Annotated in this window: 15 protein-coding genes and 1 tRNA gene; 5 read left to right on the top strand and 11 right to left on the bottom strand. The window is 56.5% G+C overall.

The features are described from left to right. Positions 1-56: 56 nt before the first annotated feature. Together HMPREF0183_RS01725 and HMPREF0183_RS01720 are read right to left on the bottom strand one after the other, a co-directional pair. Positions 57-743, bottom strand: coding sequence for a response regulator (locus HMPREF0183_RS01725; RefSeq protein ID WP_005882146.1), 687 nt, complete (start codon positions 741-743; stop codon positions 57-59). An 11-nt stretch (positions 744-754) separates the two neighbouring features. Then, positions 755-1,939, bottom strand: a complete 1,185-nt coding sequence (locus tag HMPREF0183_RS01720) for a sensor histidine kinase (RefSeq protein WP_040347666.1) — start codon at positions 1,937-1,939, stop codon at positions 755-757. Between the two features lie 405 nt (positions 1,940-2,344). Here HMPREF0183_RS01720 and HMPREF0183_RS01715 point away from each other — a divergent pair, with 405 nt between their 5' ends. Both HMPREF0183_RS01715 and HMPREF0183_RS01710 read left to right on the top strand, forming a co-directional pair. After that, entirely contained in the window at positions 2,345-3,565 is a 1,221-nt protein-coding gene (locus HMPREF0183_RS01715; protein WP_050775304.1) for a S1 family peptidase, read from the top strand. A 106-nt stretch (positions 3,566-3,671) separates the two neighbouring features. Then, positions 3,672-4,463: a hypothetical protein gene (locus HMPREF0183_RS01710; RefSeq protein WP_005882138.1), complete on the top strand. Its 792-nt coding sequence runs from the start codon at positions 3,672-3,674 to the stop codon at positions 4,461-4,463. A 59-nt stretch (positions 4,464-4,522) separates the two neighbouring features. On the opposite strand, the gene HMPREF0183_RS01705 is transcribed toward HMPREF0183_RS01710, so the two are convergent. Then, positions 4,523-4,595 (bottom strand) — tRNA-Arg (locus HMPREF0183_RS01705). Positions 4,596-4,750: 155 nt separating this feature from the next. Here HMPREF0183_RS01705 and HMPREF0183_RS01700 point away from each other — a divergent pair. Then, a complete protein-coding gene (locus tag HMPREF0183_RS01700; protein WP_040347665.1) occupies positions 4,751-5,356 on the top strand; it encodes a TetR/AcrR family transcriptional regulator in 606 nt (201 codons plus the stop codon). 36 nt (positions 5,357-5,392) lie between these two features. Here HMPREF0183_RS01700 and HMPREF0183_RS01695 read toward each other — a convergent pair whose 3' ends face one another. The 4 genes from HMPREF0183_RS01695 to HMPREF0183_RS01680 are packed head-to-tail and all read right to left on the bottom strand — an operon-like array spanning position 5,393 to position 11,831. Further along, entirely contained in the window at positions 5,393-6,226 is an 834-nt protein-coding gene (locus HMPREF0183_RS01695; protein WP_005882134.1) for an enoyl-CoA hydratase-related protein, read from the bottom strand. Beyond that, positions 6,219-8,420, bottom strand: coding sequence for an acetyl/propionyl/methylcrotonyl-CoA carboxylase subunit alpha (locus tag HMPREF0183_RS01690; RefSeq protein WP_050775306.1), 2,202 nt, complete (start codon positions 8,418-8,420; stop codon positions 6,219-6,221). The genes HMPREF0183_RS01695 and HMPREF0183_RS01690 overlap by 8 nt, the downstream gene beginning before the upstream one ends. Before the next feature lie 17 nt (positions 8,421-8,437). Then, positions 8,438-10,033: an acyl-CoA carboxylase subunit beta gene (locus tag HMPREF0183_RS01685; RefSeq protein WP_005882130.1), complete on the bottom strand. Its 1,596-nt coding sequence runs from the start codon at positions 10,031-10,033 to the stop codon at positions 8,438-8,440. Between the two features lie 19 nt (positions 10,034-10,052). Further along, a complete protein-coding gene (locus HMPREF0183_RS01680; RefSeq protein ID WP_005882128.1) occupies positions 10,053-11,831 on the bottom strand; it encodes an acyclic terpene utilization AtuA family protein in 1,779 nt (592 codons plus the stop codon). Positions 11,832-11,982: 151 nt separating this feature from the next. On the opposite strand from HMPREF0183_RS01680, the gene HMPREF0183_RS01675 reads away from it, so the two are divergent. Both HMPREF0183_RS01675 and HMPREF0183_RS01670 read left to right on the top strand, forming a co-directional pair. Then, positions 11,983-13,116, top strand: a complete 1,134-nt coding sequence (locus HMPREF0183_RS01675) for an acyl-CoA dehydrogenase family protein (protein ID WP_040347664.1) — start codon at positions 11,983-11,985, stop codon at positions 13,114-13,116. A 33-nt stretch (positions 13,117-13,149) separates the two neighbouring features. Next, entirely contained in the window at positions 13,150-14,772 is a 1,623-nt protein-coding gene (locus tag HMPREF0183_RS01670) for a class I adenylate-forming enzyme family protein (protein WP_005882124.1), read from the top strand. Between the two features lie 71 nt (positions 14,773-14,843). On the opposite strand, the gene HMPREF0183_RS01665 is transcribed toward HMPREF0183_RS01670, so the two are convergent. The 4 genes from HMPREF0183_RS01665 to guaB1 form a co-directional block, all read right to left on the bottom strand. Continuing rightward, on the bottom strand, positions 14,844-15,743 hold the full coding sequence (locus HMPREF0183_RS01665) for a M15 family metallopeptidase (protein WP_005882123.1): 900 nt from the start codon (positions 15,741-15,743) through the stop codon (positions 14,844-14,846). Between the two features lie 201 nt (positions 15,744-15,944). Further along, the gene (locus HMPREF0183_RS01660) at positions 15,945-17,003 is read right to left on the bottom strand and encodes a hemolysin family protein (protein ID WP_005882121.1); all 1,059 of its coding nucleotides are present in this window, start codon (positions 17,001-17,003) and stop codon (positions 15,945-15,947) included. Beyond that, the gene (locus HMPREF0183_RS01655; protein WP_005882119.1) at positions 17,000-18,307 is read right to left on the bottom strand and encodes a hemolysin family protein; all 1,308 of its coding nucleotides are present in this window, start codon (positions 18,305-18,307) and stop codon (positions 17,000-17,002) included. Before HMPREF0183_RS01655 ends, HMPREF0183_RS01660 begins: the two co-directional genes overlap by 4 nt. 107 nt (positions 18,308-18,414) lie before the next feature. Further along, the gene (guaB1, locus tag HMPREF0183_RS01650; RefSeq protein WP_005882117.1) at positions 18,415-19,860 is read right to left on the bottom strand and encodes a GMP reductase; all 1,446 of its coding nucleotides are present in this window, start codon (positions 19,858-19,860) and stop codon (positions 18,415-18,417) included. Between the last annotated feature and the right edge of the window lie 41 nt (positions 19,861-19,901).

The raw sequence follows: 19,901 nt of genomic DNA, 5'->3' as shown, positions 1-19,901 counted from the left end.
ATCGGTGCATGTCAGACGAACACAACTGGATGGCGTTTTATGAACAAGGTTTGCGCCTAGCGGTATCCGTCAGTGCGCATAGGTTGCACGGCTCCCGAATTAAACGCCTGAACCACAAGCTCCAAGCGCGACCGCACATTGGCCTTTTTCATGATCGACGTGATGTGGACTTTGACCGTGCCTTCACTGATGCCCAGGAAACGCGCAATTTCGTAGTTGGACTGCCCGCGACACAGCTGCGTAAGAATTGCTTCTTCCCGTTCAGTTAGGCCGTAAAGGTCCGCCGGTGTTTGCCCGGGGGCTTCATTAGCCACCACCGCGCGAGAAAACCCAGCCGCATCTGGTGAGAACACAGCAGTGCCGCTAGCTATAGAGAGAATCGCGGCTCTGATCTGGCTTATATCGGAGGTCTTAATGAGATATCCGTTTGCTCCAGCCTGCATGCCTTGTATGAAACGCTCTTCTACATCATAGGAGGTGAGAAGCATTATAGGGGTGGTATCTCCGCGTTCGCGTATGGCCTTCGTCGTGTCGATACCGTCCAGTTGTGGCATAGCTATATCGCACAGATACACATCTGTTTGTGGCGCAGTGTCTCGGTCGAGGTCGTCGATGAGGGCTTGGCCATCGTCATAAGAGCTCACCACACTCAGTTCGTTTTGAGCGTTAAGCAGTTCGCAAATAATCTTGCGTGCCAACGGGTCGTCGTCAACTACGCTCACACGCGTGACTGAAACAGTCATGACACCATCCTTCAGTGGGCGACTGGCAGCTGGGTCAACAAAACCCATTGCTCTTTGCCTTCATGTGAGCGCTCCCGCGTGATGGTCAGCGAGCCACCGTGCGCGATGAAGTCGCGTGCAAGGGAGGCCAACCCAAATCCTGAGCTGTCCGCACACGAGGCGTCTTCTCTGATTGCGTTTGAGAAGACAACCGTTGCGTTGTCGTTGAGGTCGACTATGAGACGGACGGGCGATTCGGGGTCAGCATACTTCACCGTGTTAAGTAACGCTTCATGAAAAAGCCGGTTGACCACACCTGAGTAGTTTTGTAAGACGCTAATCCCGGACGGCGCCGCATACACTTCCACGGCGAACCCGTAGGCATCCAGTTGATTAGAGAAACGAAGAATGGTGCACCTGATGTCCTCCACAGTTGTGGTGGTTGCTGCACACACTTTGTCGCCACACGTTTGCTCGATGTCCCGAGGTGGTCGCGCGCCTTGGATTTTGTCGTCAAGTGTCCGCAGTCGGCTGAGAAGAACACGAATTTCGCCAGTCGCAAAGTGAGTCTCCTTGACGATCTGCTCCAAGTTCGCCGCCACTTTGGCAGGTTCAGACATGCGCGCCTGCTGAGCAAGAAGCGAAACACGGGTAAGGACTCCGCCAATCGAGTCGTGGAGATCGCGCGACAGCTCAGTTCTGAGTTCGTCGAGCGTAAGGCGGGCACGTTCCTTTATGCGCGCTTCACGCAGTAGCAAGTGCCGAACCAAATGCCCTCCGCCCAATGCAATGACACCAGCGATCACCCAGAACATGACGGATGACACGAGAACTTCGTATGACACCTCGGACGTCATAACGGCTCCACTTAACAGAACGGCTACGACAAGCATGAAAGCGTAGGCTGCACCCTGGGTACCCCGGACAACCATATAACCAGCAGTCATAGGCAGCAGTAGAGCCGCAACACCAAAGAATGTGACATCAACCATGACCGTTGCAATAACCGCCAGCGCACATACACCAACGGTGATCCACGGGTTCACCGCCATAAGAGCGATACCTGCGCTGATAACCAGCACGATGATAACTGCGTCTAGGCCAAGCGTGTATGTCGATTGATCAAGCAAACTCGACAGCGCAAAGAGGCCTGCAAGAGTCAGAGGAATGATGCTACTTCTGACCGTGTGCGATTCGTCCCTTACTCCGCGACCCATTTTGCACATTGCAAGATCATACAACACACTGTGCAGTTTACGTTCTATTTCATGGCAGGCGCTCTGGTCTAGCTACTTGAGCATTTCAGCTGGGCAAATTCCAATAATTGGACGACCCATGTAGCAAAACCACGGAAGTTGAAGGGCTTCATGAGTAACCGCGGCAACAGGGGAAGCGGACCCGAAAACTAAAAGGCCCGACACGACTGCGACAGTGAGTTTTTTCATACTTCTATAGTGCTGGTGGAAGATCGCTCCAAGCAATACCACTTTCGTCATAGGCAACCCACGAACGTCTCGGTAACCTCAGCCAAAGATCGTCAAGAAACTAACCTCAGCCCAATAGTGACCAGCTTCATGTTGAGAAACAGTAGAGATGTTCGTAACCAAGATGAGGAGAACACAGTGAAGAAGAAAGTCCTATGTACTGCACTAGCTGGAGCTTTTACCCTATCCGGGTTGACCATTGCACAACCAGCCCCTGTTCATGCCGATCCTAAACCGGCAAAAACTTCACCTGAAGTCAAGCACGTCGACCCATCGTTTAGTGACGAGCAGGTAAAAATCATGGCCAAATCGTCGGGCCGTTCTGAGGCTGCTCAGCGAGCCCACCTTGAGAAGCAGACTGACCAGAACAACAACTTGTATGACTTAAATAAGAAGGGCCACTCTTACGACGGAGCTTTCTTCGACAAGAACAACTCATTAGTGGTTCAGGCTCCACAGGGAAGCACGGCCGAAAAAGACGCTAAGAAAGCCGGCTTGAAGGTCCGTCAAGCGAAGCACGGTGAAAGCAAGCTCAACGAAATCGTTAACACACTTAACAAGGTGAAAGACCGTAGCGATGTTTCAGCTGTGACCCCCGACGTCGCCAAGGACCGGGTCGTCATTACTGTCACAAAGAAAAACGCCAACTCGGATCTTGTGAAAAAAGCTAAGCAGTTCGGTGACGCAGTTGAGCTGAGAGAAGGAACCCCCAACCAGGTCCAAGCTCGCGCGTCCGGTGGAGACAAGATCAGCATGAGGTCCGGTGGCTACTGTTCAGCCGGATTCCCCGCAACCACGAGTGACGGTCAGAAAGTTATGGTGTGGGCTGGTCACTGTATAGAAGGACAACAGAGCTTCTTCGCCCAAGGCAGCCTTTTTGCCACCCAAGGACGCACAGCATTCCGCTCCTATGACGGTCGCCCCGACCGCGACCTCGGCTACGTCGTTCTGTCACGAGGATCAGAACTCTCAACGAACGTGAACACGTACGGTTCAGGAGCAAGGATTTCAGGTTCATCCCGAGGCGCGTGGCAGGCACCAGTGGGAACCGATGTGTGCCGTACTGGCGCCACCTCAGGTATTACCTGCGGGAAAGTGACTGCGTACAACTCCACCGTGAACTACACGGATAACGCAGGGCGATCCGTTGCCAGTGTGTCTGGCTTGGGCGCATCAACCGTGTGCACAGCAGCCGGTGACTCCGGAGGCGCGTACACTTCGGGCGGTTATGCAGTAGGTATGACCTCCGGCGGCCCGGCAGCGCAGCGCTGTGGTTTCAACGGCGGTTATGTTAAGGGCCAGTCGTACTTTCAGCCCGTCACCGACGCCCTGAACTACTATGGCCTGGCATTCGGATAGGACACGTTCCCTCAGCTCTACCACACATGCGTAGCCCCTCGCTCACAGTAGCGAGGGGCTACTCTATTTCGCCTGCTGGTCTCGACAAGGTGGTTATAGTCGAAACATGTCAAACTCACCGCACCGCCCCATTGGCGATCTTCAAGGAGCAGACGCACAGTGGGCATGGGCTGTTGTCCATCGGCTGAATAACAACGGGGTGGATCATGCCACGGTGAACCGGACGGTGGACCATCTTCAACGCGTCGTTGCGTCATCGGGCGGTTCGCATTTGCCACAGACTCTGGGCGATCCATATCGCTTTGCCGACATGGTCACAAGGAATCCTGAAGCTGTCTTTGCCGCCTCGGAAAGTGAGGCGCATAAAAACGAGTCAGTCATGTCTCTGGGCAAGCGAATTGGCAATCCCGTTCACCTTGGTGGAATCGGCTTGGTGTTTGTGTTGCTGCTGGGTTTCTGGACTGGCGCGCTCACCGGATTGATGTTCCGAGAGGGCACTGAGTCAACTCCGCTCACCGCAGGTTTTTTATTCACTATTGCAGCATTTGTCGTGTTCTTTGCGGTCATTCTTGCGGCTCCAGCCCGTTGGACGCTCGCACGCCCCATCCTCAGCATTTTTGGATGGGTACTGTTCTTCATCGTTGTGATTGTGGTGGGCGTGCTGTGGGCGCAACCAGTTGCGATGTTGCCACGCATGTTTGTCGCACTGGCCGCTGTAGTGCTCTCGGTGGGAGGCGCTGTGACAGCGTGGGTTCTGGCCGCTCAGGCAAAACGCAAGGGGTCCCACGACAAAACGATCGTAGGGCACCTGCGCTTCCTGGGCTTCTTTACCCTGATCGGCACATGGGCCATGGCGCTCATCATGTACTTCGACATCGATATCTCGAAGTACAACTAGCGTCTTTCGCACGATCAAGGCGACTGACAATGTCAACGATGTCCCGACTGATCACACGGTGCCCGCGACAGGATTCGAACCTACGACCTTCTGCTCCGGAGGCAGACGCTCTATCCACTGAGCTACGCGGGCGGGAACCTCGACAAGTGTACCACTGGAGTTTCAGGCGCGCTTGTTGCGCGCCACGCTGCGGTGAACCGCATAAACCAGTGGCCACTTCACTAGTATTTACCCGTATGGTCGAAAAGTCAGGCACGCGGTCACAACAGAGTCCTTCATTGTCGACGGTGCGTGAACCCAAACAGGACAGAAGCCGGGCCACGCAAAAGCGGTTGCTCGAAAGCACTGTGTCTGCGCTCTCCGAGCTCGGCTGGACAGGCGCGACCACCTCGGAAATTGCCCGGCGAAGTGGGGTTAGCAGAGGTTCGCTTCAGCACCATTTCCGCACGCGTGAAGAACTGATTGTGGCAGCACTCACCTACTTGTTTAACGAGCGCACAACTTATCTTCTTGAGCAGGTAAAAAATGTGGGTGACCAGGACCGATACAGCTTTGTCGCTGATTTGCTCTTTGACCTTTATGTGGGCGAACTCTTCAGCTCCTCACTTCAGGTGTGGACAGCAGCGATGACAGATGACAAGCTGCGCGACCTTATTGTTCCCCTCGAGGAACGCTTTGCCCGCAAAGCATTTGGCCTTGCTGTCAATCTGCTCAACGCAGACGTGAGCGACGAACATACGTTCCGAACGGTTCAGGTGACTCTCGACTTGGCTCGAGGGCTAGGTCTTGCGAACGTCCTCACCGACGACTCAGACCGGCGCAACAAGATCAAAGCTTCCTGGATCCGTACGTTGCGCACGATTAAGACGAAACCCCAGACACACCAGCCATAAATATGTCCGATGCGCGGTGAAGCTTCACCACCCGGTCTAGCTCACATCCCACGGCGCCGGTTGGCGCTTCTGAAAGGCCTGGACGCCAGCACGCGCTTCTTCGGACATGAACATGCGACACGACAGCTCGACCAACGCATCGCGTTCAGCCACCAGCTTGCTCACAACTGGAGCATTGACCAGCTTCTTGGATTCGGCCATGGCACGTGGCGCGCTCTTGGCAAATGCCTGTTCAAGCTGACCGGCAACACCAGACGCGCTCTTGTCGCCCTCAGACTCAGAACACACCTCGGTAATGAAACCAACTTCTAACGCTTCGTGAGCTGAAAACGTCTCGCCACCAATAAACCACCTCGACGCACTCCTCTGCGTCATGCGCGGTAGCACTACGGCCGAAACCAACGCCGGCGTCACCCCAATACGCACCTCACTGAGCCCAAAGGTTGCCGCCGGACCGGCGAACACAGAATCGGCCGCGGCGATAATCCCCATCCCACCGGCCCGCACGTGGCCGTCAACCACCGCCACAATCGGTTTGGGGTGTTCCAGCATCGCCAGCAAAAGCTGTGCCATTTTCTCACCCATATGCCGCTGCGCTTCAACAGAAGTCCCCGTCGCCTTGAGATCGGCTCCCGCACAAAAGGTGTTGCCCGTGTGCGACAGGCGCACGGAACGTACCTGAGCATTTTCCTCTGCCGCCTGGAACGCCTCCAACAAACTGTCGATAAGAGCCGGCGAGATCGCGTTCCTGTTGCTGGGGCTATCGAGTGTCACATGTGCCACGCAACCTTCGACCTCGTACAACACTGGCGAGTCCCCACCCAAGGGGCCAGCGCCCGGCACACCGCCACCCGAAACACTCTCACTCATTGTCTTCCACCTCGATCACTGCCAGAAGAGCACCTGCTTCCACCTGGTTTCCTACCGAAACGGGCAGTTCTTTCAGGCTTCCGTCCGCATCCGCATGAATCGTGTGCTCCATTTTCATCGCTTCCATGGTCAAGAGCGCCTGACCTGTGGTAACAGCGTCTCCCACGTTCACATGCACACTACTGACAACCCCGGGCATGGGTGCCAACAAACTTCCAGGTGCCGCCACCAAAGCCGGGTCGGTGAAGCGTTCTGCTTCCACCAGCACCACGGAAGCACCGCTTGAGTTAACAGTCACGCGCCTGCCTTGAACCCGCACAGAATACGCGGTCCGCACACCGTCGATCTCCAGGACCACGCGCTCAGGACGCGCCTCCTTGACCGCAATGTCCACCTCGGAGTTCTCAACAACCCACGTCCCCCGCCTCTGCGAAGTCGCGACCGCCACCTCGGCGCCGGTTTCGGTGACAAACGTACGCGCACTTGGCTGATCAGCGAACAGACGGAACCGCCCAATGTGTGGGCGCGGGTTTCTCTGCGCGATGTCCCGGGCCAGCGACTCCTCGCCCGTGAGTTCCGTCGCGCTCTGGGGAACAATGTGTCCCGAGGCGGTCGTCACCTGATCACGTTCGACAGTGGCCGCGAGCGCAAGTGCAGCTGCTGTCGCGGCGATCTGTATGTGGTGGTCCGACACGACTGGGGAGAAAACGTCTTCGTGCTCGTTGAGGAAATTCGTATCCGTGTTTCCTTGCACGAAGGCGTCGCTGCGTAAGATCTGGACGAGCAGGTCGCGGTTAACGGTGGGGCCGTCCCAGTCCATCCGGGCTAGCGCATCCGCAAGGTGCGTGGCTGCCCGGGTGCGAGTGTCCGCTGTGGAGATGATCTTGGCGATCATGGGGTCGTAGAACGGACTGATTTCCGTTCCTGTGTTCGCTGATGCCCCGCCCGAGGCACCGCCGTCAAAAGCTGCCTCGTCAACATATGCCGCATCCAACCGGATCGAGGCGCCTGAGTTGTCAACTGCTCTGCGCGCCCGCACCGTACTAAACCGTTCATCCACTCCAGGAACGTCGAACCGGTGCACTGGCCCGGACTGTGGTTTCCACCCTTCGGCTGGGTCTTCTGCGTACAGGCGGACTTCGATCGAGTGCCCCGTCTGTGCAGGCGGTTCACCTACGAGTTCGCCACCTTGGGCGACGTGCAGTTGAAGTGCCACCAAGTCCACTCCTGTCACGGACTCTGTCACGGGGTGTTCAACCTGTAGTCGGGTGTTCATTTCCAAGAAGAAGAACTCGCCGTTGCTGTCGGCAAGGAATTCGACCGTTCCGGCACCCACATATCCAATACGCGTTGCGGCGTCTTTCGCTGCTTGGAATAGCCGGTCGCGTAGCTCTTGCCCGTGCCGTTCAACAAGCGGGGCAGGCGCTTCTTCAACGACCTTCTGGTGTCGGCGTTGAATGGAGCATTCGCGTTCACCAACAGCCCACACGTTGCCGTGCATGTCGCCTACTACTTGCACTTCCACGTGGTGACCGGCGGGGATGTAACGTTCGCAGAACACAGTGGAGTCGCCGAATGCCGACTGGGCCTCCCGCTTAGCTGACTCGATCGTTTCTGCCAGTGCATCCATGGAATCCGCCACCCGCATACCGCGGCCACCACCTCCGGCAGAAGCTTTCACAAGAACCGGGAGATCGGCTTCTGTGATGCTGTCTGGTTCCATGTTTGTGAGGATCGGAACCCCGGCGGCATCCATGAGTTCTTTGGACCTAACTTTCGAACCCATCGATTCGATCGCTTCAGGTGACGGGCCAATCCATGTGAGTCCCGCGTCCATGACCGCGCGAGCGAACTCAGCGTTTTCGCTCAAGAAACCGTACCCGGGGTGGATTGCGTCAGCGCCTGTTCGGTGAGCGGCCTCAATGATGGCAGGCCCGTCCAAGTACGTTTCCGCAGCACTCTTCCCCGGTAGGCGCACAGCTTTGTCAGCCTCGGCCACAAACGGCAGCCCCTCGTCTGGGTCTGAGAATACGGCGACGGTTTCGATTCCCTGTTCACGGCAGGTTGCGAACACTCGTCGTGCGATTTCACCACGGTTGGCTACCAGAACTGATCTGATGGTGCGCGCTTCGGCTCGCGCTTCCGTGTGGCCTTCCGTCCGCGCTTCCGCGTCTACTTGTGCACCTGTTGTCATCTGTGATGTCAAAGGAATCACATCCTAAAGATTCCGTAGCGACGGTCAGAGTCGATTTCCTCTTGCGAAACTGCCGACAGGGAGATACCCAGCACCGTCCGAGTGTCCCTGGGGTCAATGATTCCGTCGTCGTATATGTGGCCTGACAAAAAGAGTGGTAATGATTCTGAATCAATCTGGTTCTTGATCATTTCCCTGCGCATTTCGTTGGCGTCTTCGTCAAAAGGAATCCCGCGGGCTTTTGCTGACGCCGCTGCCACCGATGTGACAACATCGGCTAACTGTTGCGATCCCATCACAGCTGACTTAGCACTGGGCCACGCGTACACGAAACGCGGGTTGAAGGCTCGCCCGCACATGCCGTAGTGGCCGGCCCCGTACGAGGCACCCACCAACAGTGTGAGGTGAGGAACTTCCGAGGTCGAAACTGCGTGGATCATGGCAGCTCCATCTTTGATGATGCCGCGTTCTTCGTACGTGCGCCCCACCATGTAACCAGTAGTGTTGTGAATGAACAGCAGCGGAGTCCGTTGCCGGTTTGCAATCTGAATAAACTGGGTGGCTTTTTTCGCTTCTTCGCTAAAAAGCACACCCCGCGCATTGGCCAGGATTCCTACGGGGTATCCATGAATCCGCGCCCAGCCTGTGACCAGCGACTGCCCGTAGAGTGGCTTGAATTCGTCAAAGTCGGAGTCATCGACCACGCGCCCAATGATCTCTTTGGGGTCAAAGGGGATCTTGAGGTCTTCCGGAACGATCCCAATGAGTTCCTCTTCGTCAAGCCGAGGTGGCGCAGCGTATGCGGGCCTCTGCCCTTCCTTTTTCCAGTTCAACCGTGCAACGATGCGTCGCCCAATTCGAATTGCGTCCTGCTCGTCGGTCGCGAAGTAGTCCGCAAGACCAGAAACCTTGGCGTGCATTTGCGCTCCACCCAAGGATTCGTCGTCACTGATTTCTCCTGTGGCCGCTTTGACCAGGGGTGGTCCTGCTAAGAACACTTTGGATTTCTTGTCGATCATGACGGTGTAGTCGCTCATACCGGGGATGTAGGCCCCGCCAGCTGTGGAGTTCCCAAAGACCAGGGCGATAGTTGGAATTCCCTCTTTGCTCAGTTCTGCGAGCTTCCGGAATTGTGCACCGCCGGGAATGAAGATGTCCTTTTGGGCTGGCAGGTTCGCTCCCCCGGATTCCACAAGCGAGATCAAGGGCAGACGGTTCTCTTGCGCGATGTCCATGAGCCGTAGCTGTTTGCGTAGAGTCCAGGGGTTGATGGTCCCCCCGTGGTCGGTGGGGTCACTTCCGATCACCAGGGTCTCGACTCCAGAGACCACGCCGATCCCGCCTACGATGCCCCCGCCTAGGTTGAAGTCTGTGCCCCACGCCGCGTACGGGGCAAGTTCGAGAAACGGAGTGTCGGGGTCCAGCAGAAGCTCAATGCGTTCGCGCACGGTGAGCTTGTCGCGTTTTCTATGTCTGGCAACGGCTTTTTCGCCGCCCATTGCGCGGAGTCGGCCGTTTTCTGTGTCGAGTTCGGCCAGTTTGTCTGCCATCACAGACTGGGCGCGTTTGTAGCTCTCACTCGACGTGTCGAGTTTGCTCGTCAGTACGGTCATGTGAGTGTGTCCAATCTGGTTATGCGGTTTGCGAGTTGGTATTGCGGCCGCGTGTGACCGGCGCGTTGAGAACGTCTTCTGGCAGTCTCACAGTGCGCGAGCGCACGTATTCGCCCAGTCCTTTTGCTTGCGGGTCGAAGCGTGCTTGGGAGGCCACACCTTCTCCCAAAATGCCGTGCACAACGAAGTTGATGGCGCCCAGGTTGTCTAGTTCCGTGCGTTCAACTTCTAGTTCACGGGCTTCCGGGAGGAGCGTGCGCAAGAGTTCGACGGTCATGTTGCGTTTGAGCCACGCGTACCCGGCTTCGTTGCGCGCCCAAATACCGATGTTGGCGTCCCCTCCTTTGTCACCTGAACGTGCTCCAAAAACGTCCCCGAGGTGTACCTGACTTCCTTGTGTTCCGCCCTGCTCTGGTGATTGGTCGGGGACCGGTGGGTGGTGGGAGTCGGCCGAGGTGGGTTCGAGTTTTTGAGTTGAGTGTGGCGGCGTGATGGTGGTGTGGGTTCCGTCTGCCAGGATCACTGTGTGGTTCGGCGTGTCCTGTGGTACATAAGCCGCACGGTATCTGCCGTAGACCTTCCCAGCTTCGGGTGGTCGTTGCATAAATGCCCCTGGGTATGAGGCTAAAGCCAGTTCGACTCCTACATTGGAGAACGCACGCCCTACTTTGGCAGGGTCAGGGTCGCGTGCCAGGACTCGCAGGACCGAGGTGGCTTCCTCCTGTGTGGTCGCGCTACCAGGCTGGGAGTGTGCGAAACTCCATTCGACCTCGGCGGGTTTTTCTGTCAGCGCAGCTTCAAACTGGTGTTTCACCAGATCGGCTTTTTCGCGTGCGTTGAGCCCGGTGATCATCCACACCATTTCGTTGAGGTAACCACCAAGTTCGGTCACGGACACTTTGAGATCCGGCGGTGGTGCTTCTCCTACTGCTCCGGTGATCCCCACCCGGTCGTTGCCCAGCTGTTCGAGCGTGATGCTGTCAAGGCGCAGAACCGCGTCGGGTCCTGCATAACGGGCTCCTTGGATCTCGTAGAGAAGTTGGGAAAGAACCGTTTCTTCTGTCACCGCCCCGTCAGTATCCGGGTGTTTGGTGATCACCGAACTTCCGTCGGCGGCCACTTCCGCAATGGGGAACCCTGGGCGGGTCATGTGGGGAATTTCGTGAAAGAAGCTGAAGTTTCCACCTGTGGCTTGGGCCCCACATTCAATCACATGCCCAGCGGCCATGGCTCCGGCGATCGCGTCGTAGTTTTCCCGCTCCCATCCGTGCCACCACGCAGCCGCCCCCACGATGACCGAAGCGTCGGTGACTCGTCCCGTCACGACGATCTGTGCACCTGAGTTCAGCGCGTGCACAATCCCGTGGGCCCCTAAGTACGCGTTTGCAGCAATCGGCTCACCGAGCCCCAACTCTGGAGCCCTTTCGGTGAGATCGTCTCCACACACGGTCGCCACCGACACATCGAGACCAGCCTGTTTCGCTAACCCATCGACGGCCTCGGCGAGCCCTTGCGGATTCATTCCACCGGCGTTCACCACGACCTTGACGTCTTTACGCACGATCACGTCCAGGTTCTCGCGCAACTGCGCAAGGAATGTTGCGGCATACCCTTTTGCTGGGTCCTTTGACCGTTGCCGGGCCAGAATCAGCATGGTGAGTTCTGCCAAATAGTCGCCAGTCACCACATCTACCGGGCCGCCGTGCAGCATTTCGGTCATCGCGGAGAGCCGGTCGCCATAGAAGCCTGAACAGTTGGCAATGCGAACGGGCCGTGACCCAAGTTGATCAGAAGACATGGTTCGCTCCTTTGCGCGTCGTGTTGTTGTCTACTCAAGCACCAAAACAAAAAACATGCAACTGTGATTGTTCTTTTTCTTGTATCCACGTATGCTTCAAATACGCCACCTACCACAGGCAGGAACTACTAGACGCAAAGGAGCTCTAGAAGTGGATGATCTACAAGCACTGCGAAAAACGGTTGCGACGTTCGTTGAAAGAGAAATCAACCCGCATGTCGATGAGTGGGAACGCACGGGCATGGATTCGCGCAAACTATGGAAGTCGGCAGGCGACCTGGGTCTCCTGGGGCTGACATATGACCCAAAGTACGGCGGAGGTGGCGCGTCGCTGGCATACTCAATGGTTCTTGCCGAAGAGCTGGGCAAAGCCGATGCAGCCGGTGTTGGCTTGGGGCTCACAGCTCACGCCAACATGGCGACCCCTACTCTCAACCAGCTGGGAACACCAGAGCAAAAGGAAAAGTACCTTCGACCCGCGATTTCCGGAGAGGCGATCGCCTCAATCGGCGTAACTGAACCCGATGCCGGAAGCGACGTCGCCGCCATTAGGACAACAGCCAAACGCGACGGCGACCACTGGGTGATCAACGGCCAAAAAACCTTCATCACTAACGCTTCGCACGCAGACTGGGTCTGCATGCTCGTTCGCACTTCGGACGAACCTGGGTACCGCGGAATGTCACAAATCATCGTGCCCACTGACACCTCGGGCTTTGAAGTCACGCGCGTTCTGGACAAACTGGGGAACCGGTGTTCCGACACATGCGAGCTGCGCCTGACTGATGTTCGCGTGCCTGTCGCCAACACGATTGGTCAAGAAGGTCGGGGCTTCCAACAGCAGATGCTCCAGTTCCTCATTGAACGCTTGTCCGGAACAGCTTCGATGATCGGCTCATGCGACCGCGCTCTCGAACGTACTCGCGAATACATGCGCACCCGCAAGGTCTTTGGCCGTTCTCTGGCACAGTGCCAGTATCCGGCGTTCAGAATCACCGAACTGCAAGCCGAAATCGAGATCCTCCGCGAAAGCCTCCACGGAGCAGTTCAGCGCGTTGAACGCGGTGAAGACGTGACCCGCCTCACCTCGGCTGCCAAGCTCAAGGCCGGACGCCTGTCACGCGAAGTCGCCGACTACGTTGTGCAAGTACACGGAGGAATGGGCTACATGGAAGAAAACTGGACGGCGCGATTCATGCGCGATTCGCGACTGACATCAATTGGCGGTGGCGCCGATGAAGTCATGCTTCAAGTGCTTGCCAAACTCGACGGCTTAGACGTGTAAGCCACTCAACCCTCAAATCTTTGGAGTCTCATCATGAAATCAGACGTTTCACTCGTTGACCCACTGGAATACAACCTCGCAACCCGCAACGCTGCCGGGGACATGCTTCTGCGCGTGGCCTCCGTCAGCCCACACCGCGTAGCAGTGATCGAAAAAGACACCTCGCGGACATACGCCGAACTCAATGAGCACTCGAACGCGCTCGCCCACAAACTCTCCGAAATCCACAACGATCGAACCAAGCCGGTGGCCCTCCTCATGGGCAACTCGTACGACTTCCTCGTGGCGTACTTTGGGATCGTCAAAGCCGGGTTGACCGTCATGCCGATCAACTTCACATTGGGCCCGGACGATATTCAGTGGATACTCAATGATGCCGATACCCTCACAGTCATCACCGACGACACGTTTGTGTCCGTTCTGACAACCCAGACTGCACAACCCGCACCCACACCAGCCAATGTCATCGTAAGGAAGACTGACACCTCGGACGGCACACCCGGCGAGGACTCCCACATCGACTTCCACGACCTGCAGAGCCAGGGAAGCGCAGAACCACTTGAACTCATCATCAACGACGATGACGTAGCCCAGTGCATTTACACCTCGGGGACCACTTCGCGCCCCAAAGGGGCGCTATCAAAGCACTCTGCCGTGGTAACAGCCGCCTATATGAACGCGAACTTCTTGGGAGTGAGTTGGGACAACGGCCCCACGCCTTTCCTCAACATACTTCCGCTCTATCATGTGACCGGTTTGAACACGCTCGTTATACCTGTTCTCTCGTTTGGTGGAACGGTCGTTCTTCACAATCCGTTCGACCCAGCGGAATGCGCGAGACTGATCGAAAAGCACAACGTCGAAATCATCATGGCTCTGCCCATGATGTTCGGAGCGCTTCTGCAAGCAAACGAACAGGTGACAGCGAACATCAGTTCGGTCAAAACCGCAATTTACGCAATGACGCACATGCCCGACTCCGTGCTGACGGCCCTTCAAAACGCCATGCCTGACGCACGCATTATTCTTGGGTCGGGTCAGACCGAGGTGCTCCCGGCGACCGTCCATCATTGGCCGTCGCAAAACCCAGAGAAGCGCGGCTCGTGGGGAATGCCCGTGCCAAGTGTGCGTATGGAAATCATGGGTCCGGACGGCACACTCTTGGAGCCCGGGCAGGAAGGCGAAATCGTCTACCGTGGCCCGCACGTCACCCCTGGCTACTGGAACAACGCGCAAGCGAACGCAAGTGCTTTTGCCTACGGTTGGTTCCACTCCGGCGACATTGGCTACAAAGACGATGACGGCACGGTCTGGTTTACTGACCGTGCAAAGGACATCATCAAGACTGGTGGCGAAAATGTGTCGTCGCTCAAGGTGGAGCAGATCCTCTTGGACGCACCTGGCGTGGTTGAGGTTGCTGTAGTTGCTGCGCCAGATTCACACTGGGGCGAAGCTGTCACGGCCGTCGTCCTTTCCGATCGCGTGGAGTCAGCAGATGACCCCGCCTGCGTTGAACTCGAAAAGGAGATCATCGACTATGCACGCGCTCGCATGTCTGGGTTTGAAACTCCCAAGAAGGTGAAGTTCGTTGATGCTCTTCCCCGCACCTCCACGGGGAAGATCCGTAAGAACGTCCTCCGTGACTCGCTGAAATAGCCACACACGCTAATGGCCTTCTTAGTTGTAACTAAGAAGGCCATTTCTTTTGATCATGTGGTTCGAGTCGCTCAGTATCCCTTGACGCCTTGACGACCAGGCACGTACTCCCAGTGCCATGGTTCGTACTTGGAGGACTTAGCCCAGTCTGGGTTTTCCCAGCCGTATTCGTGTCCGTGCTTCACGAGCCAGTCGTACAGCGGTCCGCTTGCTTGTGCGGCACCGCCACCAAAGTCAATTGCTAGACCCATTCCGTGCAGGGAGGTTCCTGGCTTTGCAGCTAAACCTGGCTTGCGGCCTGCAACGCTCACCTGCGCGTCCAAGGTGCGGTATGTGTCTGTGAGTTCGAAGTCTTTTCCAGTGTCGGCCTTGTACGCTGCGTTCATTTTTGCGAATGCAACAGCGGCATCCTGGCGCAACTTGTGGTCACCAATGCCCAGATTGCACAGCCACTCCTCTGGTAGCTGCCCGTTTTGTGCTTCACCTTCTGGGACCTTACCTTCACAACCAGGAAGGGCGGTGCGCTTGACGGAAAGTGAGGATGCGCGTGGGTCACCCTTCGAGTCGGCCTTAACGCCGCCGACTGCACCGCTCTGTCCTGCCAGAATGTCGTCGTCTCCGTTGGCTCCGCCGGAAACGCTTTCGCTGGACACCGCATGTGAGCTCGCATCTGCTTCGGTTGTGACCTGCCCAGAAGAGCTAGCTCCCACGCCAGAGAGAAGAGTGGCGGTCATTGCAGCACCTGCTACGGCGAAGGTTCCAACTGCGGAGAGAGTCACGTTGCGCTTGCGACGCAGAGCGCGCAATGCGGCACCGTTCGAACCGCGGACAGCTGGGGCCGCCGAGGTTGCCTGGGGTGCAACAGCAAAAGACGTGAGTTTCGCGAAAGTGGGGAACTTGCGAGACTGCGATTTGCGTGCGCGGCGAAGGTCTCGTCGCCGTACAGCAGGTTGCATGGTTTCGTTCTCCACCTACTTCTCCTCACATCTTTGACTACACATGTGGCCTTGAGCCCATGTCACAACATAGTAACGAAATGTAACGATAAGTCATAACTTTGTGACATTCAAGCTTGGTTTATTGTGCCACACCTCACATCTGCATTCAAAAGTGCAGGTCACAGGCCATATGCACAGTAAAGTACCTTGAACACACGTGTTACACATCGCAATTTAACGAGGGGTCCGTGGCTGATTTCGTTGCATTGCGTCGTGAACTTCGCCCACCAACTCTTCTAGGACATCTTCTAAGAACAACACGCCAACGACCTTCCCATCACCGTCAATCACACGCCCCACGTGGTTACCCGCATGCTGCATTGTGGCGAGCGCTTCTTCGATCTCATCTGTGACGGACACGGTAACCATAGATCTGAAACGCTTGGCTGGGACGGGTTCGGTGTACGTTTCTGGAGTGTCGGCGTACAGCACATCTTTCACGTGAATATAGCTGTCGGGCCGCCCATCGCCGTCGATGAGGATATAGCGCGAATACCCCGTTCGACCCACCAGGTGCTCAATATACTCAGGCGTTGCATCGTCATGAATCGTGACAACAGAGCTCAATGCCACCATGACGTCACCCACAGACTTGTCCGAGAACTCAAGCGCGCCCTTCAACAAGTCTGTTTCGTCATTGAGCAGTCCTTCACGCTTAGATTCGGCAACGATCTGCTGGACTTCTTCAACGGTGTACGCCGCGTTCACGTCATTACGAGGCGTCACGCCCACCAGCCTCAGCAAGAAGTTGGCAAACCAGTTCAGCGGACGAATCACAAACCCAAAGATTTTAGCCAGGAAAACGAGAGGCGGCGCGAGCAATAGGGCGGATGTGCGGGAGGTCGCCAAGGCAATGTTCTTTGGAATCATTTCACCAACTACAACGTGAAGGTAGGTGACGATTCCTAATGCAAGAACAAAGCTGATAACTCCCGAGGCCTGCTCCGGGATCGACAGATAGTTAAGTGGCCCTATCAGTAGGTGGTGGATAGCTGGTTCTGAGAGATTACCAATGAGCAGTGAACACACCGTAATACCTAGCTGACAGATCGCCAGCATGAGCGACACGTGTTCCATCGCGTATAGGGTGGTTTTCGCTGTTTTACGACCTTCTTCTGCCAGCGGTTCGATCTGGGCACGTTTAGCGGACACGACAGCGAACTCGGCTGCAACGAAAAAAGCGTTTCCAGCTAACAGGAAAACCAGCCAGACTAGTCCCATCCAGTCGCTCACGCTGCACCTCCCAGATAGTCGGGAACTAGGCGCAGTCTTTCAATCCTGTGCCCGTGCATGCGTTCAACCACGAGCGAGGCGTCTTTCACCCGCACGGAGTCTCCGACTTTCGGGATCGTTCCCAAAGAAAACATGACGAACCCGGCCATCGTTTCGTAGTCCACGTCTTCCGGGATCTCAACTCCAGTCGCCTCTGTGACATTGTCTGGGCGCAAGCTCCCGGGGACTAGCCAAGAGCCATCCCGTGCTGGGCGGACTTGCACACTTAACCGGTCGTGTTCGTCGACGACTTCACCAACAAGCTCTTCAACAACGTCTTCCAAAGTTGCGACACCAGCCGTGCCGCCGTATTCATCGATGACCAGCACCATCTGGTTACCTCGACTGCGTAACACCACCAAAAGGTGGTCAACCGGCATCGTTTCTGGGACCTCCGACACATCTGTCATGAGCCCTGCAGCAAAAGCATCCTCACGGTTAGCCAAGGGCACTGCAACCGCTTGCTTAACGTGCACGACGCCCACAATGTCGTCACGCGAATCCCCCACGACGGGGAATCGAGAGAAACCGGTTTGTCGGGCAAGTTCGGTGATCTGTGCCGCGGTGGTGTCCTTTTCGACTGTGGCCATCCGCGTCCGAGGTGTCATGACGTCTTCCGCTGTCCGCTCAGAAATGCTCAAGGTGCGTGCCAAGAGGTCGGCAGTTTGAACGTCCATTGTTCCTTCGTCAGCCGAGTGGCGTACAAGGCTGGTCAGTTCGTCTGCTGACCGGCCCGCGGAGCTTTCCTCCTGGGGTTCGATCCCCATAGCGACGAGCGCTTTGTTGGCTGTCCCGTTCAGAAGCGCAATGACTGGGCGGAATACAATCGAAAACATGTATTGCAGAGGAACCGCGAAACTACCGGCCTTCATGGGTGCAGAAATCGCAAGGTTCTTGGGGACTAGTTCACCAACAACCATTGACAAAACAGTGGAGATGACCAGAGCCACCGTTAAGGACACAGCGCGCGATACAGCTTCACTAGCACCCTGATCCTCGACCAACGGGATGAGAAGTGCGCCAAGCGACGGTTGCATGAGGTAACCAGTGAGCAGCGTAGTGATCGTGATACCCACTTGCGCAGCAGACAGCTGCGTCGAAAGATGATGGAGACCTTTTTCTAGATATTTAGCACCTGGCTGGCCGTTCCGCACTGCTTCGTCAACAGTGTGCTTGTCGAGAGTCAGTAGCGCGAACTCAGCCGCAACAAAAACTCCTGTGCCTACGATGAGGAGGAGCGCCAAAGCAAGATAGAGCCACTCCATTTATTGCACAGTTCCGGGTTGGAGAAAGGAAAAATCGGCAGTATGCCGAAACGTTGGGATGCCGGCCTCACGCCGGCCGGGACTGTCACTCGTCATAGACCTTGAGTTTACCAGCTCTGCAAGCGGGGTTGGCCCTCGTCATATCCCGCAGCCGACTGGACACCCACAACTGCGCGTTCAGCAAATTCCGGGAGCGAGCGCGCCCCCGCATAGGTGCATGAGGAACGCACACCGGAAGTGATCGAGTCAATAAGGTCTTCGACTCCGGGGTTCTGCGGATCGACAAACATGCGTCCAGAGGAGATACCCTCTTCAAAAAGAGCTTTACGCGCACGGTCAAATGGCGATTCATTGCGCGTTCTGTTGGCAACTGCACGCGCAGATGCCATTCCAAAGCTTTCCTTATAGCGTTGTCCCTTTTCATCAACGAGCATGTCGCCAGGGCTTTCATGCGTGCCAGCGAACCACGAACCAATCATGACTTGGCTGGCTCCAGCCGCAAGCGCTAGAGCCACGTCACGTGGATATTTCACTCCGCCGTCTGCCCACACGTGCTTACCTAGTTCGGTTGCGGCCTGCGCGCATTCGAGCACGGCAGACAACTGTGGACGCCCCACCGCTGTCATCATGCGGGTCGTACACATGGCTCCCGGCCCTACTCCCACTTTCACGATGTCGGCCCCGGCTTCAATAAGATCCCGAGTACCTTCACCGGTCACGACGTTTCCGGCGACCAAGGGAAGCCCTAAATCCTCAGCTTTAACGGCTGTCAGCGCCTCGATCATCTTTTCTTGATGCCCGTGTGCTGTATCTAGGACGAGCACATCAGCCCCCGCCGCGGCGAGCGCTTGCGCGCGAGCCACCACATCGCCGTTGACACCCAGGGCCGCACCAACGCGCAACTTTCCGCGCGCATCCAAAGCCGGAGAGTAGATCGTGGAGCGCAAAATCGACGCGCGCGTCACACAGCCAACCACCTCGGCACCCGAAAGAACCGGGGCATAGTCCAGGCGAGCGTCTTCAAGCTTGTCGAACAAGTTACGGCGGTTGTCCACATCGTTGAACTCTGCAATGTCAAACGTGACCTGTGGCTGCTCCATGACATCAGCAAGCGACGTGAACTGATCGACTCCCTGCAAGCTGTCCTGGGAAACAATCCCGGCAAACTTTCCATCGTCCAACAACACTGCACAGCCGTGAACGCGCCTGGGCATGAGGTGAATGGCTTGCAAAACAGTGTCTCTTACAGAAAGTTTCAGTGGCGTCTCAACAACAGGGTGGCGTTCTTTAATCCATTCGATCGTTTGCGCCACCACCGGAACCGGGATGTCTTGCGGCAGAATCGCCATTCCGCCACGACGCGCAATTGTTTCGGCCATTCGGCGACCCGAAACAGCAGTCATATTCGACGCAATAATGGGAATCGTGGTGCCCGTTCCATCTACTGAACTCAGATCTACGTCAAACCGTGAAGCGACCGCTGAACGGTTAGGGACCATAAAAACATCGGAGTATGTTAAATCGTGAGATCCAGGTTCAGTAATAAAACGCATGTGACCATTCTCTACAAGGTGTGGTCAAACAACAAAGAAGT

The sequence above is a fragment of the Brevibacterium mcbrellneri ATCC 49030 genome (assembly GCF_000178455.1).
GTDB classification, from domain to species: Bacteria; Actinomycetota; Actinomycetes; order Actinomycetales; family Brevibacteriaceae; genus Brevibacterium; species Brevibacterium mcbrellneri.
This window is presented reverse-complemented; position numbering and strand designations above follow the sequence as displayed.